18 protein-coding genes and 1 rRNA gene are annotated in these 21,266 nt (G+C 67.4%); 12 read left to right on the top strand and 7 right to left on the bottom strand.

Annotated elements, in window-relative coordinates; genetic code table 11:
- Positions 1-224 precede the first annotated feature (224 nt).
- Positions 225-1,205 carry a porphobilinogen synthase gene (gene hemB / locus BLU18_RS10045; RefSeq protein WP_092634617.1) on the bottom strand — a complete coding sequence of 327 codons (981 nt, stop codon included), beginning with the start codon at positions 1,203-1,205 and terminating at the stop codon, positions 225-227.
- 82 nt (positions 1,206-1,287) lie between these two features.
- On the opposite strand from hemB, the gene BLU18_RS10040 reads away from it, so the two are divergent.
- Positions 1,288-1,809: a DedA family protein gene (locus BLU18_RS10040; protein ID WP_092634615.1), complete on the top strand. Its 522-nt coding sequence runs from the start codon at positions 1,288-1,290 to the stop codon at positions 1,807-1,809.
- A gap of 12 nt (positions 1,810-1,821) precedes the next feature.
- Here the strand turns inward: BLU18_RS10040 and BLU18_RS14900 are convergent, their stop codons facing one another.
- Together BLU18_RS14900 and BLU18_RS10035 are read right to left on the bottom strand one after the other, a co-directional pair.
- The gene (locus BLU18_RS14900) at positions 1,822-1,986 is read right to left on the bottom strand and encodes a DUF6757 family protein (protein WP_169719066.1); all 165 of its coding nucleotides are present in this window, start codon (positions 1,984-1,986) and stop codon (positions 1,822-1,824) included.
- A gap of 25 nt (positions 1,987-2,011) precedes the next feature.
- Positions 2,012-2,803, bottom strand: a complete 792-nt coding sequence (locus tag BLU18_RS10035) for a PHP domain-containing protein (RefSeq protein WP_092634613.1) — start codon at positions 2,801-2,803, stop codon at positions 2,012-2,014.
- A gap of 144 nt (positions 2,804-2,947) precedes the next feature.
- Here BLU18_RS10035 and BLU18_RS10030 point away from each other — a divergent pair, with 144 nt between their 5' ends.
- Positions 2,948-3,232, top strand: coding sequence for a DUF5789 family protein (locus tag BLU18_RS10030; protein ID WP_092634611.1), 285 nt, complete (start codon positions 2,948-2,950; stop codon positions 3,230-3,232).
- Here the strand turns inward: BLU18_RS10030 and BLU18_RS10025 are convergent.
- Positions 3,229-4,230 (bottom strand): DUF5784 family protein, encoded by a 1,002-nt coding sequence (locus BLU18_RS10025; protein ID WP_092634609.1) that lies wholly within the window; start codon positions 4,228-4,230, stop codon positions 3,229-3,231. The two genes, BLU18_RS10030 and BLU18_RS10025, sit on opposite strands and share 4 nt — an antisense overlap.
- Before the next feature lie 92 nt (positions 4,231-4,322).
- Between BLU18_RS10025 and BLU18_RS10020 the strand changes: the two genes are divergently transcribed.
- Both BLU18_RS10020 and BLU18_RS10015 read left to right on the top strand, forming a co-directional pair.
- The gene (locus BLU18_RS10020) at positions 4,323-5,765 is read left to right on the top strand and encodes an MATE family efflux transporter (protein ID WP_092635307.1); all 1,443 of its coding nucleotides are present in this window, start codon (positions 4,323-4,325) and stop codon (positions 5,763-5,765) included.
- A gap of 95 nt (positions 5,766-5,860) precedes the next feature.
- Complete coding sequence (locus BLU18_RS10015) at positions 5,861-8,200, top strand: DEAD/DEAH box helicase (protein WP_092634607.1); 2,340 nt, start codon at positions 5,861-5,863, stop codon at positions 8,198-8,200.
- Here BLU18_RS10015 and BLU18_RS10010 read toward each other — a convergent pair whose 3' ends face one another.
- On the bottom strand, positions 8,201-8,827 hold the full coding sequence (locus BLU18_RS10010; RefSeq protein WP_092634605.1) for an HAD family hydrolase: 627 nt from the start codon (positions 8,825-8,827) through the stop codon (positions 8,201-8,203).
- A 77-nt stretch (positions 8,828-8,904) separates the two neighbouring features.
- Here BLU18_RS10010 and BLU18_RS10005 point away from each other — a divergent pair, with 77 nt between their 5' ends.
- The 6 genes from BLU18_RS10005 to BLU18_RS09980 all read left to right on the top strand — a co-directional run bounded on the left by BLU18_RS10005 (position 8,905) and on the right by BLU18_RS09980 (position 18,587).
- Positions 8,905-9,624 (top strand): topoisomerase DNA-binding C4 zinc finger domain-containing protein, encoded by a 720-nt coding sequence (locus BLU18_RS10005; protein WP_092634603.1) that lies wholly within the window; start codon positions 8,905-8,907, stop codon positions 9,622-9,624.
- A gap of 48 nt (positions 9,625-9,672) precedes the next feature.
- Positions 9,673-10,716 carry a tRNA-intron lyase gene (gene endA / locus BLU18_RS10000; RefSeq protein ID WP_092634601.1) on the top strand — a complete coding sequence of 348 codons (1,044 nt, stop codon included), beginning with the start codon at positions 9,673-9,675 and terminating at the stop codon, positions 10,714-10,716.
- Between the two features lies 1 nt (position 10,717).
- Positions 10,718-12,322: a tryptophan--tRNA ligase gene (locus BLU18_RS09995; RefSeq protein WP_092634599.1), complete on the top strand. Its 1,605-nt coding sequence runs from the start codon at positions 10,718-10,720 to the stop codon at positions 12,320-12,322.
- A gap of 251 nt (positions 12,323-12,573) precedes the next feature.
- The gene (gene pheS / locus BLU18_RS09990) at positions 12,574-14,115 is read left to right on the top strand and encodes a phenylalanine--tRNA ligase subunit alpha (RefSeq protein ID WP_092634597.1); all 1,542 of its coding nucleotides are present in this window, start codon (positions 12,574-12,576) and stop codon (positions 14,113-14,115) included.
- Positions 14,115-15,881 (top strand): phenylalanine--tRNA ligase subunit beta, encoded by a 1,767-nt coding sequence (gene pheT, locus BLU18_RS09985; protein WP_092634595.1) that lies wholly within the window; start codon positions 14,115-14,117, stop codon positions 15,879-15,881. The genes pheS and pheT overlap by 1 nt, the downstream gene beginning before the upstream one ends.
- A gap of 105 nt (positions 15,882-15,986) precedes the next feature.
- On the top strand, positions 15,987-18,587 hold the full coding sequence (locus tag BLU18_RS09980) for a valine--tRNA ligase (protein ID WP_092634593.1): 2,601 nt from the start codon (positions 15,987-15,989) through the stop codon (positions 18,585-18,587).
- 51 nt (positions 18,588-18,638) lie between these two features.
- On the opposite strand, the gene BLU18_RS09975 is transcribed toward BLU18_RS09980, so the two are convergent.
- Both BLU18_RS09975 and BLU18_RS09970 read right to left on the bottom strand, forming a co-directional pair.
- Entirely contained in the window at positions 18,639-19,694 is a 1,056-nt protein-coding gene (locus BLU18_RS09975; protein ID WP_092634590.1) for a quinone-dependent dihydroorotate dehydrogenase, read from the bottom strand.
- Positions 19,695-19,730: 36 nt separating this feature from the next.
- Complete coding sequence (locus tag BLU18_RS09970) at positions 19,731-19,928, bottom strand: hypothetical protein (protein WP_092634588.1); 198 nt, start codon at positions 19,926-19,928, stop codon at positions 19,731-19,733.
- A 187-nt stretch (positions 19,929-20,115) separates the two neighbouring features.
- On the opposite strand from BLU18_RS09970, the gene BLU18_RS09965 reads away from it, so the two are divergent.
- Together BLU18_RS09965 and BLU18_RS09960 are read left to right on the top strand one after the other, a co-directional pair.
- Entirely contained in the window at positions 20,116-20,427 is a 312-nt protein-coding gene (locus BLU18_RS09965; RefSeq protein WP_092634586.1) for a non-histone chromosomal MC1 family protein, read from the top strand.
- Between the two features lie 675 nt (positions 20,428-21,102).
- Positions 21,103-21,266: ribosomal RNA gene (locus BLU18_RS09960) — 16S ribosomal RNA — on the top strand; the annotation flags it as partial.

Below are 21,266 nucleotides of genomic sequence, written 5' to 3'. Positions count from 1 at the left end.
CGGTTACTGTGGATGTTCGTCCGGTTTAATAGTGGATATGATGTGTATAAGGTCGTAAATTAGCCACTGTGGCGCGCCACTTCGCGAGATAATTTGACGAACGTAGTGTAGAATGGATGTCAACTTCTCGGGAGACGAGCGACCGTCTGCGCGCTCGCCTGGTCTCGTTCGGGCCGTCGATACCTACTGCTAGCTGTACCTGTCCGGACTGACAGCCGACAGTGTCAGCACTCGGCCGCGACGGATTCCGCGAAGTACGTCACGATGATGTCGGCGCCCGCACGCTTCAGCGAGAGGAGCGATTCCCGGGCGACGGCGTCCAAGTCGAGCCATCCCTTCTCCGCTGCGGCGTGGAGCATCGCGTACTCGCCGCTGACGTTGTAGGCCGCGACGGGATGGTCGAACTCCCGGCGGATGTCGCTCACCACGTCGAGATACGGGAGGCCGGGCTTGACCATCAGCACGTCAGCCCCCTGTTCCACGTCGAGTCGGACTTCGCGGAGCGCCTCCCGGCCGTTCGCGGGGTCCATCTGGTAGTGGCGCCGGTCGCCGAACGCGGGCGCGCCGTCGGCGGCGTCGCGGAAGGGGCCGTAGAACGCGCTCTCGTACTTCGCGGCGTAGGACATGATGGCCACGTCGTCGAAGCCGGCGTCGTCGAGGGCCGTTCGGATGGCGCCGACCATCCCGTCGGTCATGCTGGAGGGTGCGACCATGTCGGCGCCCGCCTCGGCCTGCGAGACGGCGGTGCGCGCGAGGAGGTCGAGGGTCGCGTCGTTGTCGACGGTCAGCGTTGGGTCGTCGCGGGCGTCCGCCTCCAGCACGCCGCAGTGTCCGTGCTCGGTGTACTCACAGAGACAGACGTCGGTGATGACCGTCGCGTCCGTCTCGGCGGTGATGGCGCGGGTCGCCCGCTGGACGACGCCGTCCTCGGCCCACGCTCGCGACCCCTCCTCGTCTTTGGACTCGGGGATACCGAAGAGCATGACGGCCTCCACGCCCGTCGCCAGCACTTCCTCGACGCGGGCGACGGCCTCGTCGACGGGGACGCGTTCGTGGCCCGGCATCGACTCGATGGGGACGCGTTCGTCGGTCGTCGCGTCGACGAAGACGGGGGCGACGAGGTCGGTCGGTTGGAGGTCCGTCTCGCTGACCATCGAACGCACGCCGTCGCGGCGGAGACGGCGCGGTCGGTCGGTCGAATGCATACCGAACGCCTCGGCCGGAGCGCCCAAAACCTCGTCGTTCCGTGACGTAACCGATATATCGCCACGCGCTACATGACCGGACGTGTTCGCGCCGCTTCAGGTCTCCCAACTGCCCACCGCCCTCCGCGACCTGCTGACCGCAGACTACGGGCTGCTCGTCCTCTTCTGTGTCTTCGTTCTCGAAGGCGCGATGTTGTTGTACGTCGTCCCGAGCGAACTGGTGGTGCCGGGTGCGCTCGCACTCCTCGGTGGCTCCGTCGGGATGGCGGTGACTGTCGTCGTCGTCGCCGTCGCCGGCGCGACGGTCGGACAGGTCCTCCTCTTTACGCTCGCGAAACGCGCCGGACGGGAACGGCTCCTCCAGTCGCGGTGGTTCCGCGTCAGCGACGAGAGCCTCGAACGCTTCGAGGGGTGGTTTGACCGCTGGGGGCCGGTGGTCGTCCCCGTGAGCAACACGCTCCTGTTCACGCGCGGGATGGTGACCGTTCCCGCCGGCTTGGCCGGGATGGACGACCGGCGGTTCGCTCTCCTCTCGGCGCTCGGCTCGCTCTCCTTTCAGTCGATTCTGGCGGCGCTGTATCTCTGGTTCGGAACGGTGCTGTAGAAAGGGCGGAGGTTACTCGGTGCGGTCGATGTCGATTTTCTCGCGTAGGGCGGCGAGGTCGTCAGACTCCGCGAGCTCCTCCAGACGCTCGCGGAAGTGGCTCTCGCAGAGGCCGACGCGAATGCCCTCCTTCTCCGCGGCGTAGGCGGCCTCGCGATCGCAGTAGTGGCAGTGCATACGCGCTCTTGGCGCTCCCTCCGGTTTAACCCTGCGCATCCGGCAGACGTGACGCGATGGGCGCGTACGCGTCCGCCGACAGTCCCGCGACACCCAGTCGCTCGTCGTGGGCGTCGCTCCCCCCTGTCGCCAGCAGGTCGTGGCGCTCGATGACCGCGTCCAACCGCGACTCGTCGACCGGTCGCTCGTAGGGGTAGTAGCGCTCGATGGCGTCGAGTTCGGGCGCGAGGTCCAGCGCCGCCTCCGTGTCGTCGTAGCGGAACGGGTGAGCGAGCGAGACGACGGCCGACGCCGCCGAGAGCAGCGACAGTCCGCGCTCGACGCTCGGTACGTCGCGCGCGACGTAACACGGCCCGTCGTCGCCGATGAACCGCTCGAACGTCCCCGCGTAGTCGCAGTCGGCCTCGCTCTCGTCGACGGCGCGGGCGACGTGGGGGCGCCCGACGCCCGGTTCGAAATCTACGTCCAGCGAGACGCCGAGGCGGTCCTCGACACGCTCGGTCATGCGGCGTGCCCGCTCGATTCGGTCGGTCTGGATGCGGTCCAGTTCTGCCCGCAGCGACGGCGTCGCTTCCACGCCGTAGCCGAGCAAGTCCACCCGCCCCGTCGCCGTCGCGACTTGCAACTCGACGCCGCGAACGACCGTCACGCCGTCGCGGGTCGTCACCGGCGCGTCCAACCCCGGGTGGAGTCGGTCGTGGTCCGTCACCGCCACCACCTCGACGCCCGCCGACCGCGCGGCAGCGGGGAGGTCCGCGAGCGTCAGCCGACCGTCCGAAACCCGCGTGTGAACGTGCAGGTCGGCGAAAATATTCATAGCTCTCCCTGACTGCCGCCGCCGAAAGACCTTGTGCCTCGTTCGCGCGACACGGATTCTCAATGAAGGTTGATTAAGGACCTAGGTCAGACTAACGACGTAAATGGAAAACCATTATAGTTATCGACCGTGTGGAATTCGTTGATGAAGTTCAACGGCACCGGCGACATGATCGACGCCCTGGAATACCCCACGACCACCGAAGAAATCATCGCGAACCACGGCGACGCCGAGCTCGAGCTCCAGCGCGGCACCGAGCGTGTCGGCGACGTGCTCGAACGCCTCGGTCAGGAGGAGTTCGAATCGCCCGAGGACGTCCGCCTCTCCGTCCGCTCCGCCGTCGGACACAAGGCCATCGGCCGACGCTTCTACAGCGACCGCGACCCGACGGCGCTCGGCGAAACCGGCCCGACGCCGCTCTCCCTCTAATCCAGTATCGAACCCAGTTCTAGCGGCACTGAGCCCTTCGTGTAACCTTCGACGCGCCCGTCCGGTCGAATTCGGTAGACGACCGCCGGGCGGTGCCCTACGTCCGGTCGCTCGCCAGCGACGGCCAACCAGTCGTCGTCCGGGAACGATGAGCAGTCGACGAACAGCACCACGCCCCCAGCGTGTGCCGACAGTTGCCCGCTCGTCTTCGTCTGCGCCGTATCACGCACCGCCGCGACGGGCGTCCCTGCCGACCGGCGGTTCGGGGGGAGCGGTCGGGTCACCTCGACCAACGGCTGTTCGCCCGTCTCGGTCTGCGCCTGAAAGTCGATGGAATGCCCCGTCGACACCTCGATTTCCGGCTCCACGTCGTAGCCCATGTCGACGAGCAGCTTCGCTGTGTGGAATTCGCCCATCGACGCCGCCATCCGGGTCAAATCGAGCTGTTCCGAAGTGCCGAGTTTCCCCGCCATCAGTTCACGGTCGTCGTCCAGCACCCCCGTCGACAGGAACGACTCGTAGAACGCGAGGGCGTCGTCTCGATTCGCGTCCGGGAAGCCAGCGGCGTGTTCTTCGAAGAACTCGCGCGTCGTCTCCCGGCCGTCCTTCGACAGGAAGACAGGGAGGAAGAACCACGAGAGGTGGGGATAGTCCGCGAGCCACGGCGACTGCTCGTGCAGTTCCGCCTGCAGTTCGCGTTCGGCCCACTCGGCGAGTTCGGTGGGTACTTCGGTGAAGCCGTACTTCTCGGTTCGCCAGAGACTCGACGGTGTCTCGGTGTTGCCAAGCCAGTAGGCCTCGCCGTCGGTCCAGCAGAAAAGCGCCGTGTCGCCATTGTCGACGTCGAACCGCCGGGCTTCGTACCCCTCGGGCGGCTTGAACCACGGGCGACTGCTCGTCGCACCGAGGTTGTCGTCGAGCGGTTCGAACACCTCGGCGCGTACTCGACCCTCGGTCCAGCGACCGGGGGCGTGTCGAAAACGGAGCGGTCGTGCCACGGTGTCGATACGACTCCCGGCGATTTACGCCTTCCGTGTCGGTCGCCGCGACCGATACGTCTATCAGCGGCGTTCGTGAACCTGTCATTGGAATGAGCGACCAGCGCTCGGCCATCGTCGAGGGGTCGATTCCGCGGACGCTGGTCTCGCTCGCGCTCCCGCTCGTCGTCCAGAACGTCGTTCGCGTCGCCCAGCAGGTCATCGACACGCTCTGGATCGGCCGCCTCAGCGAGACGGCCGTCGCCGCCGTCGGCCTCACCATCCCCGTTCTCGGCCTCCTCTTCGCCCTCCTCGTGACGCCCTTCGTCGGCACGCAGATACTCGTCTCCCAGCGCGTCGGCGCCGACGACGACGCGGGCGCGCGCCGAATGGTCGTGCACGGCGTCGCCCTCGCTCTCGTTCTCGGCACCCTCCTCGGCGCCGTCACCGCCGTCGGCGCACCCCGCATCGTCCGCCTCGTCGGCGCCGGCCCCGACGTGGCGCCCCTCGCCGCCGTCTACCTCGGCACCGTCGCGCTCGGCCTACCGCTCGCGGGCGCGAGCGACGCCCTCGAAGCCGGATTCGTCGGACAGGGCGACTCGCGAACCTCCCTCTGGATAAACGTCACCACCGTCGCCGTCAACCTCGTCCTCGACCCCATCCTCATCTTCGGCGCCGGCCCGATTCCCCCGCTCGGCGTCTACGGCGCGGCGCTCGCGACGGTCGCCGGCTACGGCGGCGGCCTCTGTCTCGCCCTCGCGTTCGCACTCGGCCCGCGGATGCGCCTCACCACTCGCCACCTCTCCTTTCGCGCCGACGACGCCCGCGAACTCCTCGCCGTCGGCGCGCCCATTACCGGCCGACAGATGGCGAGTCAGAGCGTCCGCGTCGCCCTCGTCGGCGTCGTCGCCGCCGCGGGCGGCGCCGCCGGCCTCGCCGCTTACACCGTCGGTGCCCGCGTCGCCAGCGTGGCCGTCCTCCCCTCGCAGGGCCTCGCCCAAGCCGCCCAGAGCATGGTCGGGCAGAACGTCGGCGCCGAGCAACCCGACCGCGCCCGGCGCACCACCCGCGTCGGCGTCGCCCTCGCGGCCGGCCTCCTCGCCGCCCTCGGCGCCGTGCAGTGGGTCGCCCCCGGCGCCGTCGCCCGCCTGTTCGTCCCCGACCTCTCCGGCGACGGCTTCGCCTTCACCGTCCAGTATCTGACCGTCCTCGTCTACGGCTACCCCGCCATCGGCGCCGTCGACCTCTTGCTCGCCGGCTTCAACGGCGCGGGACGCACGCAGACGAGTTTCGTCGCCGACCTGCTGAAATACTGGGGCGTGCGCCTCCCCGTCGCGGCCCTCGCGCTCCCCCCGACGGCCGCCGTCTCCATCTTCGGCGTCACCCTCGCCCCCGGCCTCGACCTGGGGATGCCCGTCGTCTTCTGGGCCGTCACGGGGTCGAACGTCGTCGCCGCGATTGGAGTGGGGGCGTACTACGCCCACGAGGTTCGGGGCGGGTTGTTCGCGCCCGAGGACGCCGACGGTGATGCCGAAGCCGCCCCTGCCACTGACTGACGAACGGCCCCGACGGAAACGCCTTTGACGCCCCGGCCCTGCGACCCATCTATGCTTCTGTCCGGCGCCCACGCCACTCTGGAGGTGCCGACCGCGTGAAGGTCGCCGACGCCGTCCCGGAGTTCGCCGACGCCTTCGACTTCGAGGAGTTCAACGCGATGCAACGCGAGGCGCTCCCCGTCCTCGTCGAGACGGACCACAACGTCGTCGCGTCGGCCCCCACCGCCAGCGGCAAGACCGCACTCGCCGAACTCGCCATCTGCAAGACGCTGAGCGAGGGCGGCACCGCGCTCTTCATCGCCCCCATGCGCGCCCTCACCAACGAGAAAGAAGACGAGTGGGAGCGCTTCGAGGACATGGGCTACTCCGTCTACGTCGTCACCGGGGAACGCGACCTGAACCCGCGCCGTGCCCGCCGCGCCGACGTACTCGTGATGACGCCGGAGAAGGTGGACTCGGCGACGCGCAAACACGACTCCCGGCGCTACGACTTCGTGACCGACGTGGACTGTGTCGTCATCGACGAGGTCCACCTCCTCGACTCCGAACGCCGCGGCGGCGTCCTCGAAGTCACCGTCTCGCGCCTGCGACGCCTCTGTGACCCTCGCTTCGTCGCGCTCTCGGCGACGATGCCGAACGTCGAAGACGTGGCCGCGTGGCTGGACGCCCCCGAGGAGGCCACCTTCGCCTTCGACGACGAGTACCGCCCCGTCGACCTCCAGACCGGCGTCAAGACCTACACGCACGGCGAGAACTCCTTCGCCGACAAGTACCGACGGCTCTACCGCGCCCTCGACTTGGCCGAACCTCATGTCCGCGAGGACGGCCAAGCCCTCGTCTTCGTCGCCTCGCGACAGGACGCCGTCAGCGCCGCCGCCAAGACGCGAGACGAACTCGCCGAACGCGATATCCCCGTCGGCGCCCGCGGCGACTACGACTTCCACACCGAGGCGAAGGAGCTGAGCGACGAGCAACTGCACAAGGCCGTCCTCGACGGCGTCGCCTTCCACCACGCCGGCCTGTCGAAAGACGACCGCGACCGAATCGAGCAGTGGTTCCGCGAGGGGAAGATCGACATCCTGTTTTCCACCTCGACGCTCGCGTGGGGCGTCAACCTCCCCGCGCGCTGTGTCATCGTCCGTGACACCAAGTACCACGACCCGCTCGAAGGCGAGGTGGACATCAGTCCCCTCGACCTCCTCCAGATGCTGGGCCGCGCTGGACGCCCCGGCTACGACGACGTGGGCTACGGCTGGGTGGTCTGTGACCGCTCGGACGCCGACCGCTACCGTCGACTCCTGCGGGAGGGGACCGAAATCGAATCCCACCTCGCCGCCGACCTGGACGCCCACCTCAACGCCGAAATCGCGATGGGGACCATCGACGACTTGGACGACGTGCTCTCGTGGCTGGAGACCACCTACTACTACGTCCGCGCCGCGGCCGTCCCCGACGCCTACGACTTCGAGGGGCTTCGCGACCGGGTGCGCGAGACGCTCGAATCGCTCGTCGACCGCGGCTTCGTCGAGATGGGCGACGACTTGGCCATCGACCCGACACCGCTCGGCCAGCTCGCCTCGAAGTACTACCTCCGGCTGTCGACAGCGCAGGCCTTTCACACTCTGGCCGACCGGGAGCGTATCGACGCCGACGCCATCCTCGAAACCGTCGCCGACGCCGACGAGTTCGACTCCGTCTCCGCGCGCCAGTCCGAAGCCGACGCCGTCGACGCCGTCTTGGGCGACGAGGCCGGGACGCTCGACGACGGCCCGCGGAAGGTGCTCGCCATCCTCCGAGCGTCGACCAGCGACTCCGTCCCCGCCGACCTGCGGAGCGACGCGTGGGTCATCCGCCGGAACGCGCTCCGCCTCCTCGCCGCGCTCCGGGAGTTCCTCGCGCGCTTCGCCGGCCCGCGGGCGGCCAACCTCGTCCGCCGCTTGGAGGCCCGCGTCGAACACGGCGTCAGCCGCGACGCCGTCTCGCTCACCGCCATCGACGGCGTCGGCGCCGGACGCGCCCGCTCGCTCGCCGCCGGTGGCCTCTCGCGACCCGCCGATATCGTCGACGCCGGCGCCGACGAACTCGAACGCGCCGGGCTCTCGGCGGGCGTCGCCGAACGCGTCGCCTCCGCGGCCGCCGACCTCCCCGCCATCGACGTGTCGTGGGACGACCTGCCCGACGCCATCGCGACGGGAGAGAACGAGATGTGCGAGGTGCGCGTCCGCAACGACGGCGGCAGCGCCCGCGTCGGCGTCCGCGTCACCGTCAACGGCGTCGAGATGCACGAGACGACGGCGTATCTCTCCGACGTGACGACGGTGCCCGTGGGCGTGTTCGGCGCCGACGCGGAGACCCTCGACTTCCGCGTCGAAGTGACGTTCCCGGAGGTGCCGTTGCGACCCGTGGTGGCAGAGCGGTCCGTCCGCGTCGAGTAGTTACAGGTCGGCCAGTGTCGTCCGCAACTCCTCGGGGTCGGCGGCCGCGTAGTCGGCCAGCGCCGTCGCCTCCGGGTCGCCGCCGTACGCCACCGTCGGAATCCCGGCGCGGGTCGCCGCGCGGACGCCGTTCGGGGAGTCCTCGACGGCGACGCAGTGCTCCGGAGCGACGCCGACGCGTTCCGCCGCCACGGTGTAGACGTCCGGCGCCGGTTTGCCCGGGCCGTCCACGTCCTCCGTGCTCAGTATCACGTCCACGTCGAGGTCGAATCGGTCCACGACGCGGGTAATCCAGTGGCGGGGACTGGAGGAGACGATGGCGACTCCACACCCGCGCGCTCGCAGGTCCGCGAGCAGGGATTCGAACCCCGGAAGCAGCGACGTTTCCTCGTAGAGGTCGACCGCCGCCTCCTCGTAGAGGTCGAGAAACGCCTCGCGGTCGACCGCCATCTCGTAGCGCTCGGCGAGGTAGTCGTACGTCTCGCGATAGTTGATACCGCGAATCTCGTCCTGCGTGGGGTCGCCAGCCGCGACTGCCGTCGGCAGGACGATGTCGGCCTCGTGGGTGCGCCAGAACTCCTCGGTGTCGACCAGCACCCCGTCCATGTCGAAGAGGACCGCGTCCATACGTGCCCGACCGCTCGCCATCGCTGAAAGGGCTTCGTCCGAGGCTTTTCATCCGGGGACGGCGCCACCCTCGCGCCATGCCAGACGCCATCCGCGCCTTCGCCGGCGACTGTACCGTCACGACCGACGACCGAACCCATCGGGGGCGGGTGCTCGTCCTCGTCAAATCCGACCGGACCGTTCTCGTCCACGACGCGGACGGCTACCAGCCAGTCGCGTGGCTCACCCGCGCCGACGACGTGACCGTCGAGCGAGACGGCGACGGCTTCGGCCTGACGGCCCACCTCGACGACCGGACGCTCCGGGTGACGGGTCGCCGAATCCGTCGCTCGGTCTACCCCGTCACCGAGGCGGGCGTCCCCGTGGGAACCAGTCCGAAGACGGGCGGGCCGCTGGTCCGGGCCGGCGGCGCCGTGGTCGACCTCGACGCCGGGGCGCGCTACCCGCTGGTCGCGGGGGCGACGGTCCTCGACGAAACGTGTCCGGACTGCGGCCTCCCGCTGATGGCCGTCGACCGCGGCGCCACCTTCGAGGTGTGTATCGACCGCGCGTGCGAACCGCTCGACGACGCGGTGCGCGAGGCGTTCGACCGCGAGTGGACCTGCCCCGACTGCGGATCCGACCTCCGCGTCATCCGTCGCAACGGACGCTTGCTCGCGGGCTGTGACGCCTACCCCGACTGCGAGACGGCCTTCACGATACCGGCGGGCGTCGTCGTCGACGAGTGTTCCTGTGGCCTGCCGGTCTTCGAGACGGCGACGGGGGAGCGGTGTCTCGACGGGACCTGCGACCGGTGACTCGCCCGCACCGCAGACCCTTTACCGTCGCCCCGTCCCCACACGGGTATGCAAGGGACGTTCGAGGCGGGGACGGTCCGCGTCGGCGACGACGCTCGACAGCGGTTCTACGACGCCCGCGGATACGGCCGCCCGCTCTCGGGCAACCGCATCGAACTCGCGCCGGTCGAGGCCGCCCACCTCCTCTTTCGCGGTGACCTCGACAGCGTGGTCGGCCCCGACGGCGATGCACTCGACTTCCGGACGTTCCTCGTCGCCACCGACGTCGCCCTCGAGTTCGTCGTCTACAAGGACCTCCGCGACCGGGGCTTCTACCTCTCGCCCGCCCGCGACGGCTGGGTCGACGACCCCGACGACGCCGACTTCGTCGTCTACCCGCGGGGGAAGGGCCCCTCGGACGACGCCGTCGCCTACCGCGTTCGCGTCGCGGGCGAACGCGAGACCATCGCCGCGGCGGCCCTCGGGGACATCGTCCTCGCCGTCGTCGACGAGGAGGGCGAACTCACGTATCTGGAGACGGGACGCCCCGAGGCGGCGGGCGCCGCGGACGGCGAGAGCGAGCGATACGACCCGCCGACGGAGTTGGACGCCGCCCTCCTCGCCGACCGCGCGGTGGTGTGGGACCCGCCCGCTCACCTCCACGACCGGGGGTTCTACGGCCAGCGCCTCCACGGCCGGAACGCCGAGTCCGGGCCGCTCCAGCTCTCCCTGGTCGAGGCGGCGTATCTCGCCCGGCGGGGTGCCCTCGCCCTCGACGAACCCCGCGTCGTCGAACGCGGCCGGCAGGTCGAGGGCGAACGCTTCGACCGTCGGCTCCGCGCGTACGCGGCGCTCCGGGCGGCCGGGAGCGTCCCCAAGAGCGGGTTCAAGTTCGGCGCCGACTTCCGCACCTACGACACCTTCACCACCGTCGACGAGATGGACCACTCCACGCGCTTGATTCGGGTCGTCGCCCCCGACCACACGTTCCTGCCGCGGGACCTCTCGCTCGACGTTCGACTGGCGGGCGGGGTCCGGAAGCGAATGGTTTTTGCGCTGACCGACGTGAACGAGGGGATAGACTGGCTTTCGGTCGAGCGACTCACGCCCTAACATGACACGAGACGACACACCCGACGCCGATTCGGCGTCCGACGACGACCCGAGCGATTCGACGACCGTGACCGACGGCGGGAGCGACACCGCTGCCGGCGCCGACGACGTCGCGCTCGACCCGTGGGGCTCCTCGACCGTCTCCGACTACCGCAAGCTGTTCGAGGAGTTCGGCATCGAATCCTTCGACGAGGTGCTCGACGAGGTGCCGAACCCGCACTATCTGATGCGTCGGGGCGTCATCTTCGGCCACCGCGACTACCGACCGGTCGCCGAGGCACTCCGCAAGGGCGAGGACGCGGCCGTCCTCTCGGGCTTCATGCCCACGGGCGACCCTCACATCGGCCACAAACTCGTCTTCGACGAGATAATCTGGCACCAGCAGGAGGGGGCCGACGCCTACGGCCTCATCGCGGACCTGGAGGCTCACAGCGCCCGCGGCCTCTCGTGGGACGAAATCGACGAGCACGCCCGCGACTACCTGCTCTCCCTGCTCGCGCTGGGGTTCGACCCCAAGGAGGGCGAGCTGTATCGGCAGTCCACCAACCGCGAGGTGCAGGACCTCGCGTTCGAACTCGGGTCGAACGCCCGCTTCGCGGAGTTCGAGGGCATCTACGGCTTCGACGGCGAAACCTCCGTCTCGCACATGCAGTCTGTCGTCACGCAGATGGCGGACATCCTTTATCCCCAACTTGAGGAGCCAAAACCCACCGTCATCCCGGTCGGCCCCGACCAAGACCCGCACATGCGCCTCGCGCGCGACGTGGCCGCCCGGATGCGCTCGTTCAAGGTGACCGAGGCGTACGCCTCCTTCGAAGCCGACGCCGGGGAGCGCGACCACCTCGCCGCCGCCTACGCCGCCCTCGAAGACGAGCGCGAGACGGTGCGGTGTGAGGACGCCGCCGACTGGCTCGACGCGGAGATGGCGCCCGACACCGCCCGCGACGCCGCCATCGACAAACTGCGCGAAGCTGGGAAAGAGCCGCTCCGCCCCCGCGTCCGCTTTCTCGACCGCAACGCCACCGACGAGGCGTTCGACGCGCTCATCGAGGCGATTCCGGGCGAGAAGCGCCGCTACGACGAACACATCGACGCCTTCGACATGGACCGCGTCGAGGCCGAGGAGCTGGCCCGCGATATCGAGGTCGACCACGGCGGCTACGGCTTCCTCCCACCGTCTTCCATCTACCACCGGTTCATGACCGGGCTGACCGGTGGGAAGATGTCGTCGTCGGTGCCGGCCTCGCACATCTCCTTGCTCGACGACCCCGAGGATGGCTACGACAAGGTGAAGTCGGCCACGACGGGCGGACGCGAGACGGCGGAGAAACAGCGCGAACTCGGCGGCGAGGCCGACGAGTGTCCCGTCTACGAACTGTACGCCTACCTCCTCTCGGGCGACGACGACGAGTTCGCGACCGAGGTGTACGAGGAGTGTGTCGGCGGCGAGCGACTCTGTGGCGGGTGCAAGGAGCAAGCCGCCGAACTCATGCGCGAATTCCTCGAAGAGCACCAGGAGAAACGCGCGGAGATGGAGGAAGTGCTCGACGGCCTCGACATCGACCTCGATTCGGACCGGCGGGGCGTCCCCGGCGGCGAGCACTGACGACTGGCAGAACGCTTTTGGCTCGCGCTCCGAATTGTGGGCGTATGGCGCCCGAACTCGCCACGACGGAGTCGTTCGCCCGCGAAGCGACCGCAGTCGAGTTCGGGTTCTTCTTCGTGGCCTGACTGGCTCGGTGGACTCCGCCTGCGGCGGGTGGACGAAACCGGCCTGTTCGGCTAGGCACACGGCGACGCCCGTGTGGCCTTCGGAACTGCTAACTGGCCAGCTTCGGTGAACTCTGACAAGAGACCATGCGACTTCCGGAATCACAGGTCGCGGTGTTGGAAGCCGCGGACGCGACGGAGGAACTGACCATCGACCAGGTGAGCGAAGCCGCGGGGGTCCCGCCGGAGACGGTGACCGGCGCGGTCTTCGACCTCGAAGACGCGGGCTATCTCACCGTCTCGACCGACGAGACGGTGTCGTACACCGTCACGGACGAGGGGGAGACCTACGCCGACGACGGCCTGCCCGAGGTGCGCCTCTACCGGGCCGCCCTCGACGCCGGCGCCGACGACGCGCCCGTCTCGATGGGCGCGGTCATCGGACAGGCCGACCTCGACGGTCCCGAGGTGGACATCGCCCTCGCCAACTACGCTCGGAAAGGGTACGGCGAGGTGGAGTCGGGACAGATTACCGCCGACCCCGATGCCGACCCCGCGACGGACACCGAGGCGGCGGCGCTGCGCGCACTCGTCGCGGAAGAGGGGTCGCGCGCCTCCGAGGAATCGCTCGACGATATCGACGTGGCACACGAGGACGCCCTCGACCAACTCGTGCGCCGCGGCCTCGTCGAGCGTACGGAACGAACCGTGCGCTCGGTGACGCTGACCGACGAGGGCGTGACTCTGCTGATGGAGGGCGTCGAGGTGGCGGAGACGGTCGACCGCCTCACCCCCGAGATGCTCGCCTCCGGCGAGTGGGAGGACGTGGAGTTCGCCGCCTACAACGTCGAGGCCGACGCACCCGACCACCGCGGCGGGAAGGTTCACATCCTCCGCCAGACCGCTGAACGAGTGAAAGACACCCTCGTCGGCATGGGTTTCCAGGAGATGGACGGCCCGCACGCCGACTCGGAGTTCTGGATCAACGACTGCCTGTTCATGCCGCAGGACCACCCGGCGCGCACCCACTGGGACCAGTTCGCCCTCGACGTGCCGCCGATGGACGATATCCCCGAGGACCTCCTCGACAGCGTTCGCTCGGCGCATCTGGAGGGGGTCGGCGAGGACGGCGATGGCTATCACTCGCCGTGGACCGAGGAGGTCGCTCGCGGAGTGGACCTTCGCGGTCACACCACCTCGCTCTCGATGCGGTATCTCTCCGGGACCGAGGTGGGTGAACTCGACCCGCCGGAGCGCTTCTTCAGCGTCGAGAAGGTGTACCGCAACGACACGCTCGACCCGACGCACCTGCTGGAGTTCTTCCAAATCGAGGGCTGGGTGATGGCCGAGGACCTCTCGGTGCGTGACCTGATGGGCACCTTCGAGGAGTTCTACCAGCAGTTCGGCATCACCGACCTGCAGTTCAAGCCCCACTACAACCCCTACACGGAGCCGAGTTTCGAACTGTTCGGCACCCACCCCGAGACGGGCGAACTGATCGAAATCGGCAACAGCGGCATGTTCCGCGAGGAAGTCCTTCGCCCACTCGGCGTCGAGTGCGACGTGATGGCGTGGGGGCTGGCGCTCGAACGACTCCTGATGCTCATGTACGGCTTCGACGACATTCGCGACGTGCACGGGACGCTCTGTGACCTCGACCTCCTGCGGGACACGGAGGTGCTTCACTGATGCCCGTCGTCGACGTCGACCCCGACGAACTCCGCGAACTGACGGGCCACGAGGAGAAATCGGACGAGGAACTCAAAGACGACCTGTTCGCCCTCGGCCTGGAGTACGAGGGCGAGACGGAGGACGGCGACCTCCAACTCGAGTTCGGCCCGGACCGCCTCGACCGCCTCTCGGTCGAGGGCGTCGCTCGCTCGCTCCGCTACCAGTACGGCGACGACCGAGGTGTCTACGTCCCGAACACGAACAATCCCGAGTGGACCATCGAGGTCGACGAATCGGTGCCCGAGGAACGACCGTACGTCACCGGTGCCGTGATTCGCGGCGTCGACTTGGACGATGCGGCCCTCGACTCGCTCATCCAGTTGCAGGAGAAACTCCACGCGACGATGGGGCGCAAGCGGGCGAAAGGCGCCATCGGCATCCACGACCTCACGATGCTGAAGGGGTCGGTGTACGAGTCCGAAGGGCCGACACAGAGGTCCATCACCTACCGCGGCATCGACCCCGAGGGCGACCAGTTCGTCCCCCTCGACGCTGACGCGGCGATGACGCCCGCCGAGGTGCTCACCGACCACCCGACCGGCGAGACGTACGCCGACCTCGTCCAGGAGTACGACCGCTATCCGGCCATCTACGACGAAATCGGGCTGTTCTCGTTCCCGCCGGTCATCAACGGCAGTCGGACCGAGGTGTCGACCGAATCCCGCGACCTGTTCGTCGAACTCACCGGCACGGACCAGTGGACCATCGACCGGATGTGTAACGTCATCTGCTACGCGCTGGCCGCTCGCGGCGCGACCATCGAGGACGTCGAAATCGCGTACCCGGACGGCACGCTCTCTCGCCCGGACTTCGAGGTGGAGACCAAGACCGTCTCCCACGAGCGCATCGAGGGGATGCTCGGCGTCGACCTCTCGGTCCAGGACGCGGTCGACCTGTTCGAGCGTTCGGGACTCGGCGTCGACCTCGCCGGCGACGAGACGCTGTCGGAGATTCGCCGGGAGGAAGACATGCCGTCCGGCGACGACACGACCTACGAGGTTTCGGTCCCGCCGTACCGTACGGACGTGCTCCACCCCCTCGACCTCGTCGACGACGTGGGGCGGGCCTACGGCTTCAACGAACTTGACCCGCAGTATCCCGACGTAGCCACGGTTGGCGGGCGACACGACCGCTCGAAACTCGAAGCGGCGGCGCGAACCTCGCTCGTCGGCCTCGGTTTCGAGGACCTGCTCAACTTCCACATGATATCCGAGGCGGAGAACTACGACCGGATGGGACTCGACGGCGGGCAGACCGACGGCCCGCGCGGGGCCGAGCCACCGGTGACCATCACCGAACCCTACAGCGAGGATTACACCATGCTCCGGACGTGGGCGCTCCCCTCGCTGCTGATGGTGCTGGAGAACAACACCCACCGGGCGTATCCGCAGGACCTCGCGGAAATCGGGTTGGCGGCCCACGCCGACGATAGCGAGAACACGGGCGTCGCGGAACACCGGACGGTCGCCGGTGTCCTCGCGCGCCACGACGCCACGTACGAGGATGCGAAATCGCGGCTGGCGGCGCTGTGTCACGACTTCGACGTGGACCTCGAGACGCCCGCGGCGGAGCATCCGACGTTCATCGACGGCCGCGCGGCCGACGTCGTCATCGACGGCGAGACGGTGGGCGTCATCGGCGAGGTACATCCGCGAGTGCTGGTCGAACACGACCTCGAACTGCCCGTCGCGGCGTTCGAGTTCAGGCTGGACGCGCTCGAATAGTTCCGCCGAGCGTCGTCGCGACCCGCAGAACGCGGTCTCTCCTCCTGCGACGCGTGGCTAACCGAGGCGTTTAACATCGGTCCATCCGGTAGCCTCACGCGAGCAATGCCGAGCGGAGAATACGACCCGGAGACGGTCGAACGACAGTGGCAGGAGCGGTGGGTCGAGGAGGATGTGTACGCCTACGAGGGCGGGGCCGTAGACCCGGACACCGTCTTCTCCATCGACTCGCCGCCGCCGACGGTGTCGGGAAGTCTCCACTGGGGCCACGTCTACGGATTCACGCTCCAGGACTTCGTCGCCCGCTACAACCGGATGCAGGGCGACGACGTGTTCTTCCCGTTCGGCTACGACGACAACGGCATCGCCTCGGAGCGCCTGACTGAGGACGAACTCGACGTCCAACACCAGGAGTACGACCGCGACGTGTTCCAGGAGATGTGTCGCGGCGTCTGCGCGAAATACGAGGCGGACTTCACGGAGAAGATGCAGGCGCTGGGTATCTCCATCGACTGGACGGAGACCTACCAGACCATCGAGCCGCGAGTCCAGCGCATCTCGCAGCTCTCCTTCATCGACCTCTACGAACAGGGCCGCGAGTACCGCCAGCGCGCCCCCGCCATCTGGTGTCCGGACTGCCAGACCGCCATCTCGCAGGTCGAGATGGAGGACTCCGAGCAGGATTCTCACTTCCACGACATCGAGTTCGGCGTCGCCGGGGGCGACGAGACGTTCACCATCTCCACGACGCGCCCGGAACTCCTCCCGGCGTGTGTGGCGGTCTTCGTCCATCCCGAGGACGACGACAACCAGTATCTCGTCGGCGAGGAGGCAGACATCCCCCTGTTCGGCCAGACGGTGCCCATTATCGAGGACGAACGCGTCGACAAGGACACCGGCTCCGGTATCGTGATGTGCTGTACGTTCGGCGACCAGACCGACATCGAGTGGTATCAGGCTCACGACCTGCCGCTCCGCATCGCCATCGACGAGTCGGGGACGATGACCGACGTCGCCGGCGACTACGAGGGACTGTCCGCCGACCAGGCCCGCGAGGCCATCGTCGACGACCTCGAAGAGGACGGTGCGCTGCTGGACCGACGACCGATTACGCACGTCGTCAACGTCCACGAGCGCTGTGACACGGAAGTCGAGTTCCTCGTCACCGAGCAGTGGTACATCAAACTACTCGATAAGACCGAGGAGTATCTGGAGGCGGGCCGGTCGATGGACTGGTTCCCCGACAAGATGTTCACGCGGTACAAAAACTGGATCGAGGGGCTCCAGTGGGACTGGGCTATCTCGCGCCAGCGCTCGTCGGGAATCCCGTTCCCAGTCTGGTACTGCGAGGCCTGTGACACGGAGATCATCGCCGACCGCGACCAGCTGCCGGTTGACCCCCTCTCGGACGACCCGCCGGTCGACCACTGCCCCGAGTGCGACCACGACGAACTCGTCCCCGAAGAGGACGTCTTCGACACGTGGGCCACCTCGTCGCTGACGCCGCTCATCAACGCCGGCTGGGAGTGGAACGCTGAGGCCGAGGAGATGCAGATAGAGCGGCCCGAACTCTACTCGATGAACATGCGCCCGCAGGGCCACGACATCATCTCCTTCTGGCTGTTCCACACCGTCGTGAAGTGTTACGAGCACACCGGTGAGGTGCCCTTCGACAGCGTGATGGTCAACGGGATGGTCCTTGACGAGAACCGAGTGAAGATGTCGAAGTCGCTCGGCAACATCGTCTCTCCGGACGAAGTGCTGGAGCAGTACCCCGTCGACGCCGCGCGCTACTGGGCCGCCGGGAGCGCCGTCGGCGACGACCTGCCCTACAAGGAAAAGGGACTTCGCGCGGGCGAGCGCCTGATGCGCAAGCTCTGGAACGCGTCGAAACTCGTCGACGACCTCACGCCGGAGTCGAACCTCTCGCGACCCGACCTCCGCGAAATCGACCGCTGGCTCTTGGCCGAACTTGACGAACAAATCGAGACGGTGACGGAGCACTTCGAGAACCGAGACTTCTCGAAGGCTCGCGACAGCCTTCGGTCCTTCTTCTGGCACACGTTCTGTGACGACTACCTCGAAATCGCCAAACAGCGACTCCGCGACGGCGACGACCCCTCTGCGGCGTACACGCTTCAGACCGCCCACCGGCGCTTCTGTAAACTGTTCGCGCCCATCCTCGCGCACGTCACCGAGGAACTCTGGCGCGACATGTACGGCGAGGGGAGCGTCCACACTGCCGACTGGCCCGAACCGCTGGGCGTCGAGGCCGACCTTGACGCCGGCGAGCGAGCGATGGCCGTCGTGGCCGCGCTCCGGAAGTACAAGACCGATCACCAACTGTCGATGAACGCCGACGTGGACCACGTTCGGGTGTACGGCGACGTGGCGGCGTTCGCCGCCGACATCGAACGCGTGATGCACGTCGACGACCTGACTTCCGTCGACGAGGAACCGCCGGTCGAGTCCGTCGTGACGGGCGTCGACCTCGATTACTCGCTTGTCGGCCCCGAGTTCGGCAGTCAGGTCTCCGATATCGAGGCCGCCATCGCCGAGGGTGACTACGAAGTCGTCGACGGCCACCTCCACGCCGCGGACGCCGAACTCGCCCCCGAGATGTTCGAAATCGAGGAAGAACGGCAGTACACCGGCGAGGGAGAGATGGTCGAAGCGGGCGACACCGTCGTCATCGTCGAGAACTGATCGCTCCGCCGAATCGCGCTATTTCTTTCGCTGCGGCGTCACTCGCACACCTCAGAGGTCGGCACCGACGGCGTCGGCGACGGTGTCGAAGCCGTCGCGTTCGAGGAGGTCGAGCAGTCCGCGGTTGATGTCGCGTGCGAGACTCGGCCCCTCGTACACCAGTCCGGTGTACAGTTGGACGACGCTCGCGCCGGCACGGATTTTGCGGTAGGCGCCCGCCGCGTCCGTGACGCCGCCCACGCCGACGACGGGTACGTCGGTGCGTTCCGCGATGAACTTGATCGTCCCCGTGGCCCGCTCCTCGATTGGCTTGCCCGAGAGGCCACCGCGCTCGACTCGGCTCGGGTTCGTCAGGGTGTCCGGACGCTCTACGGTCGTGTTGGTGGCGACGACACCGTCGAGGTCGAGGTCGTCGACGACGGCGAGTGCCTCCTCGATGGCCGGTGCCGCGAGGTCCGGCGAGAGCTTGACGAGGAGGGGGTCGGCGCCGGCGTCGGAGAGGCCACCGAGGATGCGCTCCAGGGACTCGCGATTCTGGAGGTCGCGCAGGCCCGGCGTGTTCGGACTGGAGACGTTCACGACGAAGTAGTCCCCCGCGTCCGCGACGCGCTCGTACGTGTAACAGTAGTCGTCGACGGCCTCCGAGAGCGGCGTCGACTTCGACTTCCCGATGTTGATGCCGACGGGCGCGTCGGGCAGGGTCGCGTCGTCGAGACGGGCGCCGATTCGGTCGGCACCTTCGTTGTTGAACCCCATGCGGTTGATGAGGGCGCCATCCTCCGGGAGACGGAAGAGGCGCGGTCGGCTGTTGCCGGGTTGGCGCTCGGCGGTGACGCCGCCCACTTCGACGTGCCCGAAGCCGAGTGCGGTGAGCACCGAGGGGAGTTCGGCGTTCTTGTCGAAGCCAGCGGCGACGCCGACCGGGTTGTCGCACTCGAGGCCGAACGCCTCGGTCCGGAGTCGGTCGTCGTCGACGGTGTACCGGTCACGGAGGGCGTCCTCCGCGGGCGTGTGCTGGACTGTCTGGAGTAGGCGGTGTGTGGCTCGGTGAGCCGTCTCTGCCGGGAGTGCGAACAGGAACGGCTTACACAGGTCGTATGCGTTCATTGGATGTTGGTCCGTCGCAGTCGGCCGCGCATCGGCTCAGAAGTCGTGTTCGACGTCGTCTTGGTCTGCTTTCTGGATGATTATCTTCCCGTCGCGGACCCGGACGAACACCTCGTCGCCGATGTCCATCCCGGCCACGGCGAGTTCGTCTTCGTGAAGGTTCACGTGGACGTTGTGGTATTCGCCGTTCTCGTCCTTGGCACCGCTTGGACTGAGCGTCTTTTTCCGGACCATCGGGGGTGTCTAGCCGTCTTTCGCCACACCAAGCACATAAGGTTGTCTACTGTCGAACCCGCTAGTCGTCGAGTCGGGTATCGCGGTCGAACACCCCTCCTTTATACGTCGATTAGCCGTTGAGCCCTCGTTTTGCCGATATATTTATGTTGTGCCATGTGCTCGCTTCTCATAGAGGTTCAAAATCATGGTACGAGAGGACGGTAAGCGAAACTTCGTGATGCGCGAGGACGGAGACGAGGACAGTGTGTACTCGGGGAACATGCCCCGGCAGGCGGCACTCAAGGCTGCTCGTCGACTCGACCCCGACGACTCGGAGAGCGAGGCCGAGGACGACTCGACGGAGATTCGACTCCGAGAGAAAGGGACAGACAAAGTCCACATCTTCGAGGCGTGGGCGTGGGAGCAGGAGGCACCCGACGACAAGCCCGATTGGATGGGCGAGGAGATCACGAAAGGCAACGTCTCGAAGAAAGGCATCGAACACATCGAGGACTGACGCCACCCCGACCAGCCGTGCCCCGTCGGTTAGTGCCGACAGGGCTTTGTTCGTGCGCCGACCACGGCCGGTCGCGTGGCCGCTCCCCGGCGGGACCGACCGTGCGAGCGAGGGATGACCGACCGGCCTCCAGCCACGCAATACCGTTCTCTCTATTCCGATAGCTTTCCTCATTGATCGTCGTCCGTTCCCATGAAATCCATTGACGTACGGCGATCTACTTCGACGGCCTTATCTATCACACCGGTTTGTGTTGTAGTACGCGCGTCGTCGGCGTCGACGAGGACAGCCGGACTCGTTCCGGTTGCTTCCTAATCGACTGCCGGCGGCGGGACGCTTCCGACGCCCTTAAGTGGTTAAGGGCGTTCGGTGGTAATGCGAAGGCGACGAGGGCGACGATGCCCTCGGCCCCGGACCACACGCACGATTCGGCCACCCAACGAGGCCCGATCAACGGGCTTATATGGGTCGCCCTACTCGGTTCAGGTCCGGACGAAACATGAGGATTCCACCCCTGCGGTCCGCCGTAAGACGGAATCTGATGTGAGCCTCGGTGGTTCGATGTCATCCGGTCGGACCGGTGACTCGAACCACCACCTTGGACCTCAGTGGTCTTTACGACGCGGAAACGATTCGACGTTTCCCGCCACCCCTCACTCCACATGGAGTGAGACCATTCCGGTTGATCCTGCCGGAGGCCATTGCTATCGGGGTCCGATTTAGCCATGCTAGTTGTACGAGTTCACACTCGTAGCAAATAGCTCCGTAACACGTGGCCAAACTACCCTACAGAGAACGATAACCTCGGGAAACTGAGGCTAATAGTTCATACCCGTCTC

The organism is Haloplanus vescus, assembly GCF_900107665.1.
Classification (GTDB): domain Archaea; phylum Halobacteriota; class Halobacteria; order Halobacteriales; family Haloferacaceae; genus Haloplanus; species Haloplanus vescus.
This window is presented reverse-complemented; position numbering and strand designations above follow the sequence as displayed.

What these genes read in the sequence shown, in the direction of transcription:
- BLU18_RS09965 (WP_092634586.1), top strand. Translation starts at nt 20,116, where the DNA reads ATGGTACGAGAGGACGGTAAGCGAAACTTCGTGATGCGCGAGGACGGA.
- BLU18_RS10010 (WP_092634605.1), bottom strand. Translation starts at nt 8,827, where the DNA reads ATGGACGCGGTCCTCTTCGACATGGACGGGGTGCTGGTCGACACCGAG.
- BLU18_RS14900 (WP_169719066.1), bottom strand. Translation starts at nt 1,986, where the DNA reads ATGCACTGCCACTACTGCGATCGCGAGGCCGCCTACGCCGCGGAGAAG.
- pheS (WP_092634597.1), top strand. Translation starts at nt 12,574, where the DNA reads ATGCGACTTCCGGAATCACAGGTCGCGGTGTTGGAAGCCGCGGACGCG.
- BLU18_RS10020 (WP_092635307.1), top strand. Translation starts at nt 4,323, where the DNA reads ATGAGCGACCAGCGCTCGGCCATCGTCGAGGGGTCGATTCCGCGGACG.
- BLU18_RS10035 (WP_092634613.1), bottom strand. Translation starts at nt 2,803, where the DNA reads ATGAATATTTTCGCCGACCTGCACGTTCACACGCGGGTTTCGGACGGT.
- pheT (WP_092634595.1), top strand. Translation starts at nt 14,115, where the DNA reads ATGCCCGTCGTCGACGTCGACCCCGACGAACTCCGCGAACTGACGGGC.
- BLU18_RS09970 (WP_092634588.1), bottom strand. Translation starts at nt 19,928, where the DNA reads ATGGTCCGGAAAAAGACGCTCAGTCCAAGCGGTGCCAAGGACGAGAAC.
- hemB (WP_092634617.1), bottom strand. Translation starts at nt 1,205, where the DNA reads ATGCATTCGACCGACCGACCGCGCCGTCTCCGCCGCGACGGCGTGCGT.
- BLU18_RS10005 (WP_092634603.1), top strand. Translation starts at nt 8,905, where the DNA reads ATGCCAGACGCCATCCGCGCCTTCGCCGGCGACTGTACCGTCACGACC.
- BLU18_RS09980 (WP_092634593.1), top strand. Translation starts at nt 15,987, where the DNA reads ATGCCGAGCGGAGAATACGACCCGGAGACGGTCGAACGACAGTGGCAG.
- BLU18_RS09995 (WP_092634599.1), top strand. Translation starts at nt 10,718, where the DNA reads ATGACACGAGACGACACACCCGACGCCGATTCGGCGTCCGACGACGAC.
- endA (WP_092634601.1), top strand. Translation starts at nt 9,673, where the DNA reads ATGCAAGGGACGTTCGAGGCGGGGACGGTCCGCGTCGGCGACGACGCT.
- BLU18_RS10030 (WP_092634611.1), top strand. Translation starts at nt 2,948, where the DNA reads ATGAAGTTCAACGGCACCGGCGACATGATCGACGCCCTGGAATACCCC.
- BLU18_RS09975 (WP_092634590.1), bottom strand. Translation starts at nt 19,694, where the DNA reads ATGAACGCATACGACCTGTGTAAGCCGTTCCTGTTCGCACTCCCGGCA.